We start from the raw sequence: 18,719 nt of genomic DNA, 5'->3' as shown, positions 1-18,719 counted from the left end.
CTTTTTGACTCAGCGTCTAACATATTGCGCTGAATTTTTAGTTAAATTCGAGTTCTACCTGGCCTTTGCCAAGTAACTGTTTTAAATCGTCTAGCAATGTATCACTTGGCGTTACTCGCCATTCGGTGCCCAATGTTAACCGCGCTCTGGCGTCGGCACGCTGGTAGTATACATTGACAGGTACGGTTCCGGCTTTGTACGGTTCTAAAATACGCGTAAATTGCTCAAAGAATTTATCGTTAATTTGGCTCGCATCGATGGATACTGACAAACCACGTGCATATTTTTCACGTGCACTACCAAGATCCATGACCTCACGCGCCGACATTTTAAGGCCACCATTGAAGTCATCAAAGCTGACCTGTCCAGAAACGACCAAAATTTTGTCTTTTTCGAGAAGTTCTGCATATCTATCGAGCGCATCCGAGAACAACATCACTTCCATTCGACCACTTCTGTCATCCAAAGTCATCAAACCGATGCGTGTTCCGCGCTTCGTTGTCATCACACGAGCTGCAATAACCAAACCCGCAACGGTCACAGATTGATCACGTCGAGTCGGTGTCGCATCTTTTAGTCGACAACTAACGTACTTATTTAGTTCCTTTATGTATGCGTTTACTGGGTGGCCTGTCAAATACAAACCTAGCGTCTCACGCTCACCCTCTAACCATACTTTCTCTGGCCACGCCGGAACTTGGGTGTATTTGTGTTCCACTTCTTCCGGAGCATCGGTCAATACGCCGAACATATCAGTCTGACCAAATGCTTCAGCTTGGTGATGTTGGCTGGCCGCTTTGACCGCGTCATTCAACGATGCCATCAACGCCGCACGATGTGGACCAAGTCGGTCAAGTGCGCCCGCGTAAATCAGTTTTTCGATAACGCGTTTGTTGACCTTTTTCAGATCGATGCGCGCACAGAAGTCAAACAGATCAATGAAGTGACCGCCTTTATTCCGCGCTTCTAAAATCGCATCAATTGGGCCTTCACCCACACCTTTAATTGCGCCAATACCGTAAACAATCGCGCCGTTTTCATCCACGTTAAAGCGGTATAAACCGGAGTTTATGTCTGGCGGTAAGACGGTCAGTTTCATGCGGAAACATTCGTCTACAAGGCCAACGACTTTTTCCGTGTTGTCCATATCTGCGGTCATTACCGCTGCCATGAACTCTGCTGGGAAGTGCGTCTTTAGCCATAGCGTTTGGTAAGAAACCAACGCATAAGCTGCCGAGTGCGATTTGTTAAAACCGTAACCTGCAAACTTTTCTACCAAGTCGAAGATTTTCATCGCCAACTCGCCATCGACGCCGTTAGCAATCGCGCCTTCTTCAAAGGTGGCACGCTGCTTCGCCATCTCTTCAGGCTTTTTCTTACCCATCGCACGACGAAGCATGTCCGCACCACCAAGGGTGTAGCCAGACAGTACCTGTGCAATCTGCATTACCTGTTCTTGATACAGGATGATGCCGTAAGTGGGATCCAGAATCTCTTTAAGTGATTCGTGTTGCCACTTTTCATCTGGATAAGAGATCGCTTCTCGGCCGTGTTTACGGTCGATAAAGTTATCTACCATGCCCGACTGTAGCGGACCGGGACGGAAAAGGGCTACAAGTGCGATGATGTCTTCGAAACAGTCCGGCTGAAGACGTTTGATCAGTTCTTTCATACCACGCGATTCCAGCTGGAATACCGCAGTAGTTTCTGAGTTTTGTAATAGTCGGAAAGACGCCGGATCCACCAGCGGGATCGATTCAATTTGAACGGATTCTTTACCCTCACGTTCTAAACGTGGGTTGATCAGGCCCAGTGCCCAGTCGATGATGGTTAAGGTACGCAGACCCAAGAAGTCAAACTTAACCAAGCCAGCGGTTTCAACGTCGTTCTTATCGAACTGAGTAACGGGAAAGTGGCCTTCCGCATCAGCATAAATCGGCGCAAAGTCGGTGATCGTGGTAGGTGAAATTACAACACCACCCGCGTGCTTACCGGCGTTTCGTGTACAACCCTCTAGGATACGACACTTATCGATCAGCTCTTTGACTTCTTCATCGGCGTCGTAAAGCTCTGGTAGCGCTGGCTCAGCTTTAAACGCTTTCTCTAGCGTCATACCTGGGTCAGGCGGAACCAGTTTCGAGATACGGTCAACGAAACCAAATGGGTGCCCCAATACACGGCCAACGTCGCGGATTACCGCTTTTGCCGCCATGGTACCAAACGTGATGATCTGCGATACCGCATCACGACCGTACATTTCTGCTACGTGGTCAATAACTTGGTCACGTTTGTCCATACAGAAGTCGACGTCGAAATCGGGCATGGAGACACGTTCTGGGTTCAAGAAACGTTCGAAAAGAAGGTCATATTCCAACGGGTCAAGGTCGGTGATCTTCAGTGCGTATGCCACCAAAGAACCAGCACCCGAACCACGACCTGGGCCTACTGGAATCGCATTGTCCTTCGACCACTGGATGAACTCCATTACGATCAAGAAGTAACCCGGGAATCCCATTTGGTTGATTACGTCGAGTTCGATTTGAAGGCGATCGTCGTATTCTGGTCGACGCTCTTTACGCTCGGCTTCGTCTGGGAATAGGAACTCAAGACGTTCTTCCAGGCCTTCACGAGATTTCATCACCAAGAATTCGGTTTCTTCCATCCCTTCGGTTGGGAAGGCTGGCAGGAAATATTCACCGAGACGAACCGTTACATTACAGCGTTTAGCGATTTCGACACTGTTTTCCAGCGCTTCAGGAATGTCGGCAAACAGCTCGCACATTTCCTCTTCCGTACGCAAATACTGCTCTGGACTGTAGTTCTTTGGACGTCGTGGATCCTCTAGGGTGTAACCATCGTGGATCGCAACGCGGATTTCATGAGCATCAAACAAGTCTTCGCTGATGAACACCACTTCGTTAGTTGCAACAACTGGCAGTTCTACCTCTTCTGCCAATTCAATCGCAAAGTGAAGGTAGGTTTCTTCATCTGGGCGACCGGTTCGAACCAATTCTAGATAGAAGCGGTCAGGGAAGTATTGGTTATAAAACTCGACGCAGCTGTCGACAACTTTACGGTTGCCTTTTAGCAATGCCTTACCGATTTCACCGTTTTTCGCACCAGAAAGAATGATAAGTCCTTCTGACAGTTCCGCTAACCATGCTTTATCGATAACAGGCTGATGTTGAACGTGACCACGTAAATACGCTTTGGAAATCAACAATGTTAGGTTTTTATAACCGGTGTTGTCCGCCGCTAATACGGTCAGTTGTGTCAGTTCCTCGCCAAACTCATCGGATTGCATTTTAAAGTCTGCACCAATGATTGGCTTAACACCACTACCGTGAGCTGTGCCGTAATATTTCACCAAACCACATAAGTTGGTGAAATCGGTCAGTGCCATTGCTGGCATGCCGAGTTCGGCGACTTTCTTAACGAGCGGTGGAACTTTGTTGATACCATCCACCATCGAGAAGTCACTATGGACACGAAGGTGAATGAACTTGGGATCTGACATTAACAGGTACCGTAAAACTAAATCTTGTTGGGAATTCTAACCTAAGGGCTGGCTTATAACACCAAGCAGCCGCTAATTATTCTTCAATACCAAGCGCTTTCTTCACTGGCTTGAAGCTCTTGCGATGTTCACTGATCACGCCGTGCTCTTCAATCGCTTCAAAGTGCGCTTTGGTTGGGTAACCTTTGTGCTTTGCAAAACCAAACTGTGGGTATTGCTTGTCCAATTCTTCCATTTCTTGGTCACGAACCACTTTTGCAATGATTGAAGCCGCGCTGATTTCCGCAACTCGCAAATCACCCTTCACCACCGCTTGGGAATCCATTGGCAACTGCGGACAGCGGTTGCCATCGATAAGTGCGAGGTCTGGCTGCACTTTCAAACCGGCAATTGCACGTTGCATGGCAACCATGGTGGCTTGCAATATGTTAAGCTCGTCAATTTCTTCAGGAGAACAGCGGCCGACCGCCCAAGCTAAGGCTTTCTCTTTAATTTCGGGCAGAAGTGCGAGACGTTTTTTCTCGCTCAGCTTTTTCGAGTCGTTCAAACCCTCAATTGGGTTATTTGGATCTAAGATAACCGCAGCGGTAACAACGTCGCCGACAAGAGGCCCACGCCCTACTTCATCTACACCCGCAACCAATTGGTAACCTTGTGGGTATTCAAACGGTGGGAGCTCTACTTTCGCTTTGGTCGTTTTTGGTTTTACAGCCATGGTAAATCTCTATTTTTCAATCAGTTTTAGAACCGCATTTGCAGCCTGTTGGTCCGCGTCTTTGCGTATCCAGTGATGCATTTCCGTAAACTTATCCAACATCTGTTGGTTATCGCTCTCTAGTAAGCGAGACACTTCAGTGAATAAGTTTTCTGGAGTGCACTCTTCTTGCAGGTATTCTTTTACTAACTCGCTATCCGACAAAATGTTTGGTAATGACACGTATTTGGTTTTCAGCAGGCGCTTGGCTAGGAAGGCGGTAACCGCGTTAACACGGTACCCTACAACCATTGGTCGTTTTAACAACATACACTCAAGCGCGACCGTACCAGACGCCAACATCACGGCATCAGACGCCGTAATCACATTACGAGCGGTATCGTCTACCAGTTTGAAATCCAACTCTGGCGCATACTCTTTCCACGCTTGCTCGAATTGCTCGCGACGTTTCTGATTTACTAACGCAACAACAAAGCCAAGATCAGGGAACTTCTGATGCAGTTTTTTACAGGTTTCAATAAACGGTTGAGAGAGCATTTTCAACTCACTGCCACGACTCCCCGGAAGCACCGCTAACCATTGTTTATCATGTTTTAAACCTAGTAACTCACGTGCAGGAGCCTTGTCTGAATGCAGAGGAATGGCATCTGCCAATGTGTGACCAATGAATTCACAAGGCACATTGAATTTGTCGTAAAACGCTTTTTCGAAAGGTAAGAAAGCCAATACTAGGTTGGTTGCCGCTTCAATCTTGAAGATACGTTTTTGACGCCAAGCCCAAACAGAAGGGCTCACGTAGTGTACCGTTTTGATTCCTGCGTTTTTTAAATCTAACTCAACACGTAGGTTAAAGTCTGGTGCATCGATCCCTACAAAGACATCCGGCGGATTTGCAGTGAAATACTTAATCAGCTCTGCTTTCACTTTTAATAATCTTGGTAAGCGACCCAGAACTTCAACCAAGCCCATCACAGCCAACTCTTCCATTTCAAACAGTGACTCACAGCCTTGCGCGATCATTTTAGGGCCGCCAATACCGACAAATTCTGCATCTGGGTATTGTTCTTTAACTGCTTTGATGAAGCCTTCGCCAAGAGTATCGCCTGACAGTTCTCCGGCAATGATGCCAATACGTAGTGGTCTTTCCATCTTTCTTTCGCTTTTTCCTATGCGCTATGGATAGAGAGTAACATCCGAGGATCTTGCTATTTTACCCTATCCATAAAACACAAAAAGACCGCAGCCCAATTGGGCGCGATCTTTTCTCATTAACCGCACATTCGTAAATTAACGAATGATGCCACGTTCCGTTGTTTCCAGAATGTCTGAGAAACGTTTTACTGCTGGCCACTCTTGTGCCATTTCAGCAAGGATCGGCTTCACTTCTTCTAGCGTTTTGCCTGAGCGGTAAAGCTCTTTGTACGCTTTTTGCAATGCACGGATTTCTGGTTTTTCAAAACCGTTACGCTTCAAACCAACCAAGTTCAAACCAAATGGTGTCGCATGGTTACCTTGTGCAAGTACGTAAGCTGGTACATCCTGAACAACTGCAGAACAGCCGCCAACGTAAGCGTAAGCACCTACCGTACAGAATGGGTGAATCGCAGAAAGTGCCATAACGCCGGCATGGTCATCAACCGTTACGTGACCGCCAAGAATCGCGTTGTTGCCAATGTGAGTATGGTTACCAACGATAACATCGTGAGCAATATGCGCGTTAACACACAGCAAGTTATCATCACCAATCACAGTGGTTGCTTTATCTTGGACAGTGCCACGATGAACCTGAACCGCTTCACGAATCACGTTGCGGTCACCGATAACCACTGTTGTATCTTCGCCACCGTACTTCTTATCTTGGTTCTCTTCACCAATGACAGCATGTGGGAAAATGCGGTTGTCTTTACCAATTGTGGTGTGACCTTTGATCACTACGTGAGACATCACTTCCGTACCTTCACCGATCTCTACCGTTGAGGTGATGTAAGTGAATGGACCAACAGTCACGTTAGCGCCAATTTTCGCGCCTTCTTCTACCACCGCAGCTGGGTGGATTTTAGCGGTTTCATGAATCATATTAAAACTCTCGACGAGCACACTTCAGCTCTGCTGAACATACTACTTCGCCGTCAACCTTCGCTACACCTTTGAATGCAGCAATGCCGCGACGCTCTTTCAAAAATTCTACTTCAATAATCATTTGGTCGCCTGGTACTACTGGTTTACGGAATTTTGCACCGTCAACACTTGCGAAGTAGTACAGCTCATTTTCAGTTGGCGCACCAAATGATTTAAATGCAAGTAAGCCTGTCGCCTGCGCCATCGCTTCCAGAATAAGAACACCTGGGAAGACTGGCAATTGTGGAAAGTGACCTGTGAACTGAGGTTCGTTAACCGACACGTTTTTAATCGCGTGAAGGTACTTCTCTTCTTGGAAGTCAATCACTCGGTCGATCAATAAGAATGGGTAGCGATGAGGTAGTAGCTCTTGAATTTCAGAGATGTTCATCGTTTTCTTTTCAGTAGTCAAAGTCGTCTTCCTATATCAATACTCAACAACCAAGATGGCAAGGCAGCGGCAAAAGCCACTTAATCAGGAAATGCCTGCAAAGTGTATACCAGCTTGGTGATAAATCTACTTATAGCGCGTCATTATAGAAGAAAAAGACCCGCATTTCGCGAGTCTTTGTTCAGAATTATGGAACTAAGATTCTTCTTTCGGTTCCAGCTGCTTCTCAACAGCTTTCAGGCGTTTGTTCATATCGTCAATGCGATGAACTCGAGTTGCCGTCTTACGCCACTCTCGGTTCGTTTGCAGTGGAATACCTGACGAATACAAGCCTTTCTCTTCGATACTGCGCATAACCATGCCCATACCGGTGATAGCTACGCCATCTGCAATCGTAATATGTCCGTTAAGAACCGACGCGCCGCCGATCTGGCAGTATTTACCAATTTTGGTACTGCCAGCGACAATAGTACCACCTGGCATCACGGTACCATATCCGATCTGCACGTTATGAGCGATTTGAAGCTGGTTATCAAGAATCACGTTGTCTTCAATGATGGTGTCTTCAAGTGCACCACGGTCAATCGTGGTACATGCACCAATCTCAACACGATTACCGATGCGCACTGAACCAAGCTGAGGAATTTTGATCCACTCGCCTTTATCGTTCGCGTAACCGAAACCGTCTGAGCCGATGACTGTGCCAGATTGAACCAGACAGTCATCGCCAAGTGACACTTCATGATAGATAGTAACATTAGCCCAAAGCTTGGTGTTGTTGCCTAACTTTGCGTTTTTACCGATAAAACAGCCCGCACCAACAATAACGTTGTCGCCAAGCTCTACACCCGTTTCAATCACTGCATTTGCACCGACTGCTACGTTTGCACCCATCATCACGTCTGCTGCAATCACGGCACTAGGTGCAATGTCTTCAGCAGGCTTCGGTGTGGTATCCATAGCTTGAACTACACGAGCAAAAGCTACATAAGGGTCAGCGACAACAAGCGCATTGCCTGTACACTGCTCTTTGTGCTCTTCCTTCACCATCACGACTGTTGCGAGACATTCAGCAAGGTGCTTTGCGTATTTTGGGTTAGACAAAAAGGTAACGTCACCTTCTTGTGCTTTATCCATTGGAGCTACACGGCTTACGACGAGTGACTCGTCACCAAACAGCTCTCCCCCGGTAATTGTCGCCAACTCGGCTAATGTTAATGTCTTCATAACTTCTTATTTTAGAGCTTTAATTACGTCTTCAGAGATGTTGTATTCTGGCTTACCGTACTGAAGAGAAGAAATATCGATTACCATATCGTAACCTTTCTTCGTTGCTACTTTCTTCACAGCATCTTGAATCGTTTTGAATAGCTTCGCTTTTTCTTCAGCTTCACGACGTGCGCTTGCTTTCTCTAGAGCTTGAGCTTTTACTTTGTACTCGCTGTCTAGTTTAGCGATGTCGATACGTAGCTTTTCAACTTCGTCTTGGCCTAGAAGTTGGCCATCACGCTGTAGCTTTTCAATCTTAGTCTTCGCTTTTGCTTGGATAGACTTCAGCTCGTCTGCCTTGCTCTTGAAGTCTTTCTGCATTTTTTGTAGAACCACTTCGCGCTGAGGAAGAGATTGGAAAACCTGAGCCGTGTTTACGTAAGCAATTTTCTGAGCAGCTTCAGCCGCGTTTGCAAACATTGAAGAGCTAAGTACAAGAAGGCCAATCCCAGCCGCTTTGATCATTTTATTCAAAATATTTTCCTCTTTAGAAGGTTCTACCGATAGTGAACGTGAAGAACTCTTCATCGTCGCCATCATATTTCTTAATTGGTTTCGCTAGTGAGAAGACTAGTGGCCCCATAGGAGACATCCATTGCAACGCCGCACCGTAAGATGAACGGTAGTTGGTTGGATCTGAGTAATCGTAGTAGTAACGGTCGCCGTATTCAGCACCTGAGCTACGGTAATCAAATTCGGTATCCCAAATACTCGCCATATCGAAGAAGATACTGGTACGAATCTGGTTACGAACTTCATCCGAAGCAAATGGTGTTGGTACGATCAACTCGATACTCGCCAGCGCTACCGCGTTACCACCAACAGAATCATCTGTTGCGGTGTCCGCACCGTTATTTGAGCCTGAGTAATCACGGTAAACCGCTTTTGGACCTACAGAGTTAGAGCCGAAACCACGTAGTGTTGTAAAACCACCTGCGTAGTAGTTTTCGTAGAATGGGAACAAGTTATCGTTACCATCCGTTTGACCATAACCGTTACCATAACCTAGACGACCACGGAACAAGAGCGTGAATTCATGCTTCTTAGTCAGTGGCACGTATTGACGAACATCATACTGCATCTTGAAGTATTGAACGTCAGAGCCAGGTACGGTCATCTTATAGAATGCACGTTGGTGGTTACCCGCTGTTGGGAAGTAGCCACGGTTTAGGTTGTTACGTGTCCATGAGATGTTGAAGTCAAAATCGTTTGTATTCAATGCGCCGCTAGAGTCGATATTGTCTGCTTGCGCTTGTAGGAACTGTTCTACCTGTAAGTAAGGCGACAAGTTACCGATCTTGTTGTGGGTATAACCAACACCAAACTCAAAACGGTTCAATTCGTCGAATGGGAAACCCCATGTCAAACTTGCACCGTAACTTTGGTTGGTATAGTCAACGATACCCGCTTCAGATGCTTCAAACTCGTCATAGAAGATCTTACCACCCAAACTTACACCATCTAGGTTCCAGTAAGGGTCGCGGTAGTCCAAACTCACGTTTTTCTGGTAGTCGTTCATCATCGCGTTAATACCAACGCGGTTACCACTACCGATAAAGTTGTCTTGTTGTAGACCAACTTGGAAGCTGACGCCTGATTCAGTACCGTAGCCGACACCAAAGTTAACGCTGCCTGAGTTTGCCTCTTTAACTGAGTAAACTAGGTCTACTTGGTCATCGCTGCCAGGTACACGTACAGTTTGTACTTCTACGTTTTCGAAGTAACCCAGACGGTTTAGACGCGTTTTACCCGTTTCAATCGATTTCGAGTTTAACCAGCTGCCTTCCATCTGCCGCATCTCACGACGCAGTACTTCGTCTTTCGTAGAGTTGTTACCCGTGAAACGAATATCGCGTACGTAGATGCGGTTGCCTGGTTCTACGTTCACAACAAGTGATACTTGTTTGTTTTCGTCGTCGAACTCAGGAATGGTGTTAACTTGCGGGTAAGCGTAACCAGATTCACCAAGCACACGTTTGATACCTTCTTCCATCGAAGTCACACGAGAACCGTTGTACGTCTCGTTGTCTTCAAATGGAACCAGCTTTTCGAACGTTGCTTCTTCACCGATCAAATCACCACGGAATTTCACGTCCTTCACGGTGTACACGTCGCCTTCTTCAAGACCAAGCGTAATGTATACGCCTTTTTTGTCAGGAGAAATCGCCACTTGTGTCGAATCAACGTTAAATTTCAGATAACCGCGGTCAAGGTAATAAGACTTCAGCGCTTCGATATCACCAGCAAGTACTTGCTTTTGGTATTTTTCGTCCGCTAGGAAGTTCCACCATGGCACGTCTACGTTTAGGTTGAAACGAGAAAGAAGGTCTTCATCAGAAAAAACTTCATTGCCGATAAAGTTGATTTGCTGAATTTTTGCCGATACACCTTCGGTGAAGACAAATTTCAGATCGGAACGGTTACGAGGCAATGGAGTAACAACCGCTTTTACGGTCGCGTTGTATTTACCAACGCTGTAGTAAAAGTCTTCCAAACCTTTTTCGATGTTGCTTAGCGTAGTACGGTCAAGCGCTTCACCTTCGCGAACACCAGAAGCGTTCAGGTTTTCTTGTAGCTGCTCATCCTTGATTGCTTTGTTGCCTGAGAATGAGATGCTAGCAATCGTTGGGCGCTCTTTCACTTGAACAACCAACACATCACCGTTGCGCAGTACTTTTACATCTTCAAAGTTACCCGATGCGTACAGTGCACGAATGATCTCAGCAACATCGCCTTGGTCAACAGTATCGCCGACACGTACAGGCATCTTCAGCAACGCAGCACCCAGTGCCACACGTTGCAATCCATCGATCTCAATATCTTGAACTACAAAGTTCTGTGCTCCGTTTGCAGATACACTGGTCGCCAGTAAACTTGCAAACAGAATTCGCTTAATCGCCATACTTGTTCTAATTATTCCTTGCTACTGCTTTTGTCTCTGAACTATCACAGACGAGTAAAATCATTAAATAGCGCTAACGCCATGAGCGAGAAGATAATCGCACCACCAATTCGATAACCCATTTCCTGTACCTTATCAGGTACTGGGCGTCGGATAACGGCTTCGATTGCAAAAAATAGCAAATGACCACCATCCAACATTGGTAAAGGAACGAGGTTGATAATACCTAGGTTAACACTAATTAGTGCGAGAAAACCTAAAAAGTAAACCAGACCGTAGTCTGCCGTCGCCCCTGCTCCTTTGGCGATTGAAATTGGCCCACTCAGATTGTTCAGACCAACATCACCTACAATCAGTTTCTTAAGCATGCTGATTGTAAGTCCAATAACTTGACCAGTTTTGTCAATCGCTTTGCCAATAGACTCGAATACACCAAACTGTAATTCGAAGCGATAACTTTCTGGCCATTCTGCGACTTCAGGTGCGATACCCGCAAAACCAACCACTTGTTTGTTAGCTAGCTCACGGCGACCTGGAGTCAACGTCAATGATTGCTCATCACCCTGACGTAACACCGTCAGGTCAATTGGCGTTTCTGGGTTAGAACGAATGGCTTCAACCACTTCATTCCAGTTAGAAATCTTTTTGCCGTTAATCGCAACAATCTTGTCACTAGCCAGTAAACCCGCCTTTTCACCCGCAGCGCCTTCACTTACTTGCGCTAACTCCGTGTATATCTCTGGAGTGAACGGCGTAAAGCCAAGTGAATGCATTGCTGATTGAGTTTCGGGATCAAATTTCCAATCACGGATATCAAGGGTTTTGGTCACTTCAGAGCCCACTTCATTCGATGAAGTTAAGGTCACTGTCATTGAATCATCGCCAATATGAGAGATTAAACCCATGTTGACTGATTCCCAATCCGGAGTTTTGATACCTGAGATAGATTTTAGTTCCATCCCTGTTTCAATTCCTGCCTGAGCAACGATTGAATTGGGGGTAACTTCACCAATTACAGGTTTAACCGCTGGCACACCAATCAGGAAAACTAACCAATACGCAACGATCGCGAACAGGAAGTTGAAAATAGGACCCGCCGCAACAATTGATGTGCGCTTCCACAACGGCTTTTGATCAAACGCCATGTGCTTTTCGTTTTCAGGTACTTCATCAACACGGCTATCCACCATTTTGACGTAGCCACCCAATGGGATCATTGAAATGCTGTACTCAGTGCCATCTTTGCCTACCTTGCTCCAGATAGACTTACCAAAACCGATTGAGAATTTCTCAACCTTGACACCACAACGGCGAGCAACCCAAAAGTGACCAAACTCGTGCACAGCCACCAAGATGCCCAATGCAACGATAAAAGAAACCAAATTCCACAAAATACCAGTCATTAGCTACGCTCGCGTAAAAATTCTAAGGCGATAGTTCGTGCCATTCTATCTAGCTCTATCAAGCTTTCCAAGCTATTCACATTCTCACTTTTATGGCTTGCAGTTATTTTGTTCAAAACTGACTCATTGATGCGAGCGATATCTGTGAAACCAAGTCGATTATTTAGGAAAGCATCAACGGCAATTTCGTTCGCTGCATTCAGAGCCGTTGTGGCATGTTGGCCTTCGTAGCACGCATCGATAGCCAGCTTCAAACACGGATAGCGTGCAAAATCTGGCTGAAGGAATGTCAATTCACCTACTTGAGTAAAATCTAACGGTTTCACTCCCGCATCCACACGGGATGGATATGACATGGTTAATGCAATCGGGGTTGCCATATCTGGCTCTCCCATTTGCGCCAGTACAGAACCATCGCGGTATTGAACCATGGAATGAATGACAGACTGAGGGTGAATGATCACTTTCAGTTGTTCACGAGCGGCGTTAAATAGCCATTTTGCTTCAATGTACTCAAGGCCTTTGTTCATCATGGTTGCAGAATCAACCGAGATTTTTGGCCCCATTGACCAGTTAGGATGAGCAATCGCTTGTGCTGGCGTCACTTTATCTAACTCTGCAATGTCGGTATAGCGGAATGGACCACCAGAACCAGTCAGCAGGATCGAGGAAATGCCATGCTCTTCTAAGTTGCAACGGCCTAGATTAGTTTGAACTTGTTGTGGTAGGCACTGGAAAATCGCATTGTGCTCACTGTCTACAGGAAGTAACTCTGCGCCATGTTCTTCAACTGCGTCAATGAACAGTTGACCAGACATCACAAGTGCTTCTTTGTTTGCCAGTAGCACACGCTTGCCCGCTTTTACCGCTGCCATTGTTGGCAACAGACCTGCAGCACCCACTATTGCCGCCATTACGCTATCGACTTCTTCCAGTGCAGAAACATGACAAAGTGCATCAACACCACCTAATACTTCAGTCTTTAGCGAGATTGAAGCTAGCTCAGCGCTTAATGCCACTGCCGCAGCCTTATCCGCCATAACAGCGTATTTTGGTTGCCATTTGCGGCAAAGTGCGACCATCTTTTCAACGTTAGTGCTGGCCGCTAATGCGACGATAGAAAACAGCTCAGGATTTTGTTCAACCACTTTTAGTGTGCTTGCACCGATTGAGCCTGTTGCACCAAGAATCGTTAACTTTTGCATGATGTAAGACCGTTAGAAAAACTCAGGAGCGACGATGCCGCTCCCGATTAAATTAGAATACGTAGTAAAGAAGAGCAAATACTGGGAATGCAGCGGTAAGGCTATCGACACGATCTAGGATACCGCCGTGACCTGGAATGATGTTGCTGCTGTCTTTGATGCCTGACACACGTTTGAACATGCTTTCAACCAAATCACCAAGCACAGAAATCACGACAGTAACCAATGTGATGACCACCATGTGAATTGGACTAGTAAATTGGATATCAAACCAACCGGCGAACAACCAGCCAACAATCAATGCTGCGATAATGCCACCAATCAAGCCTTCTATCGTCTTGTTTGGGCTCACATGAGGCGCCATTTTTCGCTTACCCATGCTTTTACCAGCAAAGTAAGCACCGCTATCAGCAGCCCATACCAAGAAGCAAACATACAGCACAAGTTTTGCGCCGTGGTATGGATCTACTGCAAAATCAGAAGCCCTAAGAATGATCACACTCCACAAGAAAGGGATCAACGTAAGGAAACCAAATACATGGCGCAACACTTTACTGCTTTGCCATAAATTAATGGTTTTAGGGTAAGTAATTGCCATTCCACTTGCGATAATCCACCAAGCAAAACCGAGTGTTAAAACGGTGTAATGCGGAGCTGCCAGTTGGTTAAGGCTTGCTGCATCAGGCGAAATGAATAGAAAACTAAGTCCGGTAACAACGGCAGCCGGAACAAGGGCAGCAATGCGAGATTTGCTTTCTGTAAACTGAGTCCACTCCCAAAAACCTAATAGGGTTATCGCGCTCAATGCGATGATAAAGCCCATTAGTGGTAACTTAAAAATACCTAAAATAACCAGGGGAGCTAAAATTAGTGCTGTTATTATTCTCTGTTTCAAACTAACTAGTCCTTATTGAGCAGCCATCAATGCCTTCACTTGTTCACCAGTACAACCAAAACGACGTTCTCGGTTGATAAACCAAGTCACAGCCTCTACTAAGCTGTCTTCATCGAATTCAGGCCAGTACTCAGGAGTAAAGTACATTTCAGCATAAGCCATTTGCCACAGCATGAAGTTACTGATGCGACACTCACCACTAGTACGAATCAATAGATCGACTTCTGGTAGATCAGCCATAGTCAGATGCTGGGTAATCAACTGCTCATTGATATCCTCTACACGGATCTCACCGTTACGCGCTTTTAACGCTAACGATTTGGCCGCCTCTGTGATGTCCCACTTGCCACCATAGTTGGCTGCAATGTTAATCACCATCCCCGTGTTGCCGGCAGTTAGAGCTTCCGCTTCAAGAATTTTACCTTGTAAGCGTTCACTAAAACGGCTGGTATCGCCAATGACACGTAGGCGTAAGTTGTTTTTGTGCAGCTTTTTCACTTCACTCGATAAGACAGAAATGAACAGCTCCATTAAAAGGCCGACTTCTTCTTCTGGACGACGCCAGTTTTCGCTACTGAAAGCGAACAAAGTCATGGCTTTGATGCCAAGCTTGGAAGCGGCTGCAACGGTCTTACGAACGGCGTTTACGCCCTTTTTATGACCGAATACACGAGGCTTTCCTTTGGACTTAGCCCAACGACCATTACCGTCCATAATGATGGCAATATGTTTAGGAAGGGAATCAGAGAAGGCTTGAGAGTTTTGCATAGGGAGTTAATTGAGTTCCATCAGTTGGATAGACTAACACAAAAAAACGCTGAGCTGTGAGCACAGCGTTTTCCAACAGTGATGTGGATGGGAGTATTAAACTTCCATCAACTCTTTTTCTTTTGCAGCAAGAACGTCGTCGATCTTCTTAACTGCTACGTCAGTCAATTTTTGAATTTCGTCTTGTGCTTTACGATCTTCGTCTTCAGAGATTTCTTTATCTTTTAGAAGACCTTTTAGGTCGCTGTTTGCGTCACGACGGATGTTACGAACAGCAACACGTGCGCCTTCAGCTTCACCACGAACGATCTTAACTAGGTCTTTACGACGCTCTTCTGTTAGCGGTGGAAGTGGAACGCGGATGATTGTGCCAGCAGACATTGGGTTTAGGCCAAGGTCAGACATCATGATCGCTTTTTCAACTTTTTGAGTTAGTTCTTTGTCGAAAACTGTGATTGCTAGAGTACGAGCGTCTTCAGCAACAACGTTAGCGATTTGGTTAAGAGGAGTAGCTGCGCCGTAGTATTCTACAGAGATGCCAGATAGTAGGCTTGGGTGTGCGCGGCCAGTACGAACTTTTGAAAGGTTGTTCTTTAGCGCTTCAACGCTTTTGTCCATGCGCTCTTGCGCGTCTTTATTGATTTCGTTAATCACGGTTTCACCTTAAAAATGTCATCTTTCATGAAGAAAGCTTAAAGGGCTTAAGCAAAGCAAAACGCCATCCAATGTCTCTTGTTGAATGGCGCTGAGATTTACGCGTCAGCGCAGATCAACGTGCCTTCAGCTTCGCCCATTACCACGCGACGTAGTGCGCCTGGCTTATTCATGTTAAATACGCGGATTGGCATTTTGTGGTCACGAGCAAGTGTGAACGCAGCCAAGTCCATCACTTTCAATTCTTTATCCAGAATTTCAGTGTAAGATAGCTTATCATACAGCTCTGCGTCTGGGTTTGCTACTGGGTCAGCAGTAAATACACCATCAACTTTTGTCGCTTTTAGAACTACGTCAGCTTCGATTTCGATACCACGTAGACAAGCCGCTGAATCTGTTGTGAAGAATGGGTTACCTGTACCTGCCGAGAAGATTACTACACGGCCTTGGCGAAGTTCGCGGATAGCGTCTGCCCAATTGTAATCGTCACACACACCCTTTAGAGGAATTGCAGACATTACGCGAGCATTTACGTATGCGCGGTGAAGTGCGTCACGCATTGCTAGACCGTTCATTACTGTTGCTAGCATACCCATGTGGTCACCCACAACGCGGTTCATGCCCGCTTCAGCCAGACCTGCACCACGGAATAGGTTACCACCACCGATTACCACACCAACTTGAACACCCAGTTCAACCAGCTCCTTAACTTCTTGAGCCATACGGTCAAGAACCGCAGGGTCAATACCGAAACCTTCTTCGCCTTGAAGAGCTTCACCACTCAGTTTTAATAGAATACGTTGATACGCTGGTTTAGGGTTCGTAGTCATGGAGTTTACCTTCCAAAAGAGAGTTGTTGATTAACAGTCATGAATAGACACAAGATGACTTATAGCTATTCATCACGGCTAAGTTTCGCCGCTCTTTTCGTAAAAAGACCGCAGCCAAGGCTACGGTCTAATGTTTGCTCTATACGCTAAGGATTAACCTTTTTGTACCGCAGCAACTTCTTCAGCAAAGCTCATTTCTGCAGCTTTTTCGATGCCTTCACCTACTTCTAGACGAACGAAAGTAGATACAGATGCACCTTTTTCTTTCAGCATTTCACCTACAGTTTTCTTAGGTTCCATGATGAATGCTTGACCAGTTAGAGAGATCTCGCCAGTGAATTTCTTCATGCGGCCAATAACCATCTTCTCAGCGATCTCTTGAGGCTTGCCTTCGTTCATAGCGATTTCAACTTGAACTTCTTTCTCTTTAGCAACTACGTCAGCTGGTACGTCTTCTGGGTTAACGAACTCAGGACGAGAAGCAGCAACGTGCATAGAAACGTGCTTAAGAGTTTCAGCATCGCCTTCACCAGCAACAACAACACCGATTTTCTCACCGTGACGGTAAGAAGCAATTGCATTACCTTGAACGTAAGCAACGCGACGGATGTTGATGTTTTCACCGATTTTTGCAACTAGTGCAACGCGAGTTTCTTCGAATTGAGCTTGAAGCTCTTCAACAGAAGCTTTAGAAGCTAGTGCTGCAACTGCAACGTCTTCAGCGAATGCAGTAAAGCTAGCGTCTTTTGCTACGAAGTCAGTTTGACAGTTAACTTCAAGAAGAACAGCTACGCCGTTTTCTTCTTTGATGATGATTGCGCCTTCAGCTGCAACGTTACCAGCTTTTTTAGCTGCTTTCGCTGCGCCAGATTTACGCATGTTTTCAATTGCTAGTTCGATGTCAGCGTTTGCTTCTACAAGCGCTTTCTTACATTCCATCATGCCAGCGCCAGTGCGCTCGCGAAGTTCTTTAACTAGAGCAGCAGTTACAGTTGCCATTCTCTATTCCTCGTTTGATTCGAAATAAGGTAAAAAACAGGGGCCTACATTGTCGGCCCCCATTGCTAACTATAACTCAGTCTATGCTACAACAAGGTTTCACATAGACTAAGTGTGACGCAGAGCCGCTATTATTCAGCTTCTACGAAACCGTCTTTTTCAGCAACTACTGCAACGTCTTTGTTGCGACCTTCAGTTACTGCAGATGCAACAGCGTTTAGGTATAGTTGAACTGCGCGGATCGCGTCGTCGTTACCTGGGATGATGTAGTCAACGCCGTCTGGGTTAGAGTTAGTATCTACCACAGCGTATACTGGAATACCTAGGTTGTTAGCTTCTTTAATTGCAATGTGCTCGTGATCAGCGTCGATTACGAATAGAGCGTCTGGTAGGCCGCCCATATCTTTGATACCACCAAGAGATTTCTCTAGCTTCTCCATTTCACGAGTACGCATTAGAGCTTCTTTCTTAGTTAGTTTTTCGAAAGTACCGTCTTGTGCTTGTGCTTCGAAATCTTTTAGACGCTTGATAGACTGACGAACTGTTTTGTAGTTCGTTAGCATGCCGCCCAACCAACGGTTGTTAACGTAGTATTGGTTGCTTGCGATTGCAGCTTCTTTAACAGCTTCAGATGCAGCGCGCTTAGTACCTACGAATAGAACTTTACCTTTCTTCTCGCCAACTTTAGCTAGTTCAGCTAGAGCTTCGTTGAACATTGGTACAGTTTTTTCTAGGTTGATGATGTGAACGCGGTTACGAGCACCAAAGATGAATGGCTTCATTTTTGGGTTCCAGTAACGAGTTTGGTGACCGAAGTGAACACCAGCTTTCAGCATATCGCGCATTGATACAGTTGCCATTTTAAAATCCTCTATGGGGTTAGGCCTCCACATCCCCCATAATTCCGACCAAGCTTCTGCTCAGCACCCCGGAACATGTGACGGAATGTGTGTGATTTAAAGATAAAAGTTAATTGGAAGAAGCTTGCTTCGCTACTCTTCTAATGAAAAGTAAAGAGAACAGTCCTCGATTCCGGCGCGCTTTATATCATAT

At 45.9% G+C, this 18,719-nt stretch carries 16 protein-coding genes; all 16 read right to left on the bottom strand.

What is annotated here, in order from left to right; genetic code table 11:
- Nucleotides 1–37 precede the first annotated feature (37 nt).
- The 16 genes from dnaE to rpsB all read right to left on the bottom strand — a co-directional run bounded on the left by dnaE (nt 38) and on the right by rpsB (nt 18,526).
- Entirely contained in the window at nt 38–3,517 is a 3,480-nt protein-coding gene (gene dnaE / locus C1S73_RS15025; RefSeq protein ID WP_038864719.1) for a DNA polymerase III subunit alpha, read from the bottom strand.
- A 76-nt stretch (nt 3,518–3,593) separates the two neighbouring features.
- Nucleotides 3,594–4,232, bottom strand: coding sequence for a ribonuclease HII (gene rnhB / locus C1S73_RS15020; protein WP_038864717.1), 639 nt, complete (start codon nt 4,230–4,232; stop codon nt 3,594–3,596).
- 9 nt (nt 4,233–4,241) lie between these two features.
- Nucleotides 4,242–5,381 carry a lipid-A-disaccharide synthase gene (lpxB, locus tag C1S73_RS15015; RefSeq protein ID WP_038864715.1) on the bottom strand — a complete coding sequence of 380 codons (1,140 nt, stop codon included), beginning with the start codon at nt 5,379–5,381 and terminating at the stop codon, nt 4,242–4,244.
- Between the two features lie 138 nt (nt 5,382–5,519).
- Nucleotides 5,520–6,308: an acyl-ACP--UDP-N-acetylglucosamine O-acyltransferase gene (gene lpxA / locus C1S73_RS15010; RefSeq protein ID WP_038864713.1), complete on the bottom strand. Its 789-nt coding sequence runs from the start codon at nt 6,306–6,308 to the stop codon at nt 5,520–5,522.
- 1 nt (nt 6,309) lies between these two features.
- The gene (gene fabZ / locus C1S73_RS15005; RefSeq protein ID WP_009707417.1) at nt 6,310–6,762 is read right to left on the bottom strand and encodes a 3-hydroxyacyl-ACP dehydratase FabZ; all 453 of its coding nucleotides are present in this window, start codon (nt 6,760–6,762) and stop codon (nt 6,310–6,312) included.
- 174 nt (nt 6,763–6,936) lie between these two features.
- Nucleotides 6,937–7,968: a UDP-3-O-(3-hydroxymyristoyl)glucosamine N-acyltransferase gene (gene lpxD / locus C1S73_RS15000; RefSeq protein WP_038864711.1), complete on the bottom strand. Its 1,032-nt coding sequence runs from the start codon at nt 7,966–7,968 to the stop codon at nt 6,937–6,939.
- Nucleotides 7,969–7,974: 6 nt separating this feature from the next.
- Nucleotides 7,975–8,484 carry an OmpH family outer membrane protein gene (locus C1S73_RS14995; protein WP_038864801.1) on the bottom strand — a complete coding sequence of 170 codons (510 nt, stop codon included), beginning with the start codon at nt 8,482–8,484 and terminating at the stop codon, nt 7,975–7,977.
- A 13-nt stretch (nt 8,485–8,497) separates the two neighbouring features.
- On the bottom strand, nt 8,498–10,912 hold the full coding sequence (gene bamA / locus C1S73_RS14990; RefSeq protein WP_038864709.1) for an outer membrane protein assembly factor BamA: 2,415 nt from the start codon (nt 10,910–10,912) through the stop codon (nt 8,498–8,500).
- A gap of 44 nt (nt 10,913–10,956) precedes the next feature.
- A complete protein-coding gene (gene rseP, locus C1S73_RS14985; protein WP_038864707.1) occupies nt 10,957–12,315 on the bottom strand; it encodes a sigma E protease regulator RseP in 1,359 nt (452 codons plus the stop codon).
- Nucleotides 12,315–13,520 carry a 1-deoxy-D-xylulose-5-phosphate reductoisomerase gene (gene ispC, locus C1S73_RS14980; protein ID WP_038864705.1) on the bottom strand — a complete coding sequence of 402 codons (1,206 nt, stop codon included), beginning with the start codon at nt 13,518–13,520 and terminating at the stop codon, nt 12,315–12,317. Before ispC ends, rseP begins: the two co-directional genes overlap by 1 nt.
- A gap of 52 nt (nt 13,521–13,572) precedes the next feature.
- Entirely contained in the window at nt 13,573–14,415 is an 843-nt protein-coding gene (locus tag C1S73_RS14975) for a phosphatidate cytidylyltransferase (protein ID WP_038864697.1), read from the bottom strand.
- Between the two features lie 12 nt (nt 14,416–14,427).
- Entirely contained in the window at nt 14,428–15,183 is a 756-nt protein-coding gene (locus C1S73_RS14970) for an isoprenyl transferase (RefSeq protein ID WP_038864695.1), read from the bottom strand.
- A gap of 96 nt (nt 15,184–15,279) precedes the next feature.
- Nucleotides 15,280–15,837 (bottom strand): ribosome recycling factor, encoded by a 558-nt coding sequence (gene frr / locus C1S73_RS14965; protein WP_038864693.1) that lies wholly within the window; start codon nt 15,835–15,837, stop codon nt 15,280–15,282.
- Between the two features lie 98 nt (nt 15,838–15,935).
- Entirely contained in the window at nt 15,936–16,667 is a 732-nt protein-coding gene (gene pyrH, locus C1S73_RS14960; protein ID WP_005436777.1) for a UMP kinase, read from the bottom strand.
- 153 nt (nt 16,668–16,820) lie between these two features.
- Complete coding sequence (gene tsf, locus C1S73_RS14955; RefSeq protein ID WP_038864691.1) at nt 16,821–17,666, bottom strand: translation elongation factor Ts; 846 nt, start codon at nt 17,664–17,666, stop codon at nt 16,821–16,823.
- Between the two features lie 131 nt (nt 17,667–17,797).
- Nucleotides 17,798–18,526, bottom strand: coding sequence for a 30S ribosomal protein S2 (gene rpsB, locus C1S73_RS14950; protein ID WP_038864690.1), 729 nt, complete (start codon nt 18,524–18,526; stop codon nt 17,798–17,800).
- Between the last annotated feature and the right edge of the window lie 193 nt (nt 18,527–18,719).

The organism is Vibrio jasicida 090810c (assembly GCF_002887615.1).
In the GTDB taxonomy this organism is placed as follows: domain Bacteria; phylum Pseudomonadota; class Gammaproteobacteria; order Enterobacterales; family Vibrionaceae; genus Vibrio; species Vibrio jasicida.
This window is presented reverse-complemented; position numbering and strand designations above follow the sequence as displayed.

Excerpts from the sequence above, each read along its gene's own strand:
- ispC (WP_038864705.1), bottom strand. The coding sequence starts at position 13,520 with ATGCAAAAGTTAACGATTCTTGGTGCAACAGGCTCAATCGGTGCAAGC.
- tsf (WP_038864691.1), bottom strand. The coding sequence starts at position 17,666 with ATGGCAACTGTAACTGCTGCTCTAGTTAAAGAACTTCGCGAGCGCACT.
- C1S73_RS14970 (WP_038864695.1), bottom strand. The coding sequence starts at position 15,183 with ATGCAAAACTCTCAAGCCTTCTCTGATTCCCTTCCTAAACATATTGCC.
- rpsB (WP_038864690.1), bottom strand. The coding sequence starts at position 18,526 with ATGGCAACTGTATCAATGCGCGATATGCTGAAAGCTGGTGTTCACTTC.
- lpxD (WP_038864711.1), bottom strand. The coding sequence starts at position 7,968 with ATGAAGACATTAACATTAGCCGAGTTGGCGACAATTACCGGGGGAGAG.
- dnaE (WP_038864719.1), bottom strand. The coding sequence starts at position 3,517 with ATGTCAGATCCCAAGTTCATTCACCTTCGTGTCCATAGTGACTTCTCG.
- rseP (WP_038864707.1), bottom strand. The coding sequence starts at position 12,315 with ATGACTGGTATTTTGTGGAATTTGGTTTCTTTTATCGTTGCATTGGGC.
- pyrH (WP_005436777.1), bottom strand. The coding sequence starts at position 16,667 with ATGACTACGAACCCTAAACCAGCGTATCAACGTATTCTATTAAAACTG.
- rnhB (WP_038864717.1), bottom strand. The coding sequence starts at position 4,232 with ATGGCTGTAAAACCAAAAACGACCAAAGCGAAAGTAGAGCTCCCACCG.
- lpxA (WP_038864713.1), bottom strand. The coding sequence starts at position 6,308 with ATGATTCATGAAACCGCTAAAATCCACCCAGCTGCGGTGGTAGAAGAA.
- lpxB (WP_038864715.1), bottom strand. The coding sequence starts at position 5,381 with ATGGAAAGACCACTACGTATTGGCATCATTGCCGGAGAACTGTCAGGC.
- bamA (WP_038864709.1), bottom strand. The coding sequence starts at position 10,912 with ATGGCGATTAAGCGAATTCTGTTTGCAAGTTTACTGGCGACCAGTGTA.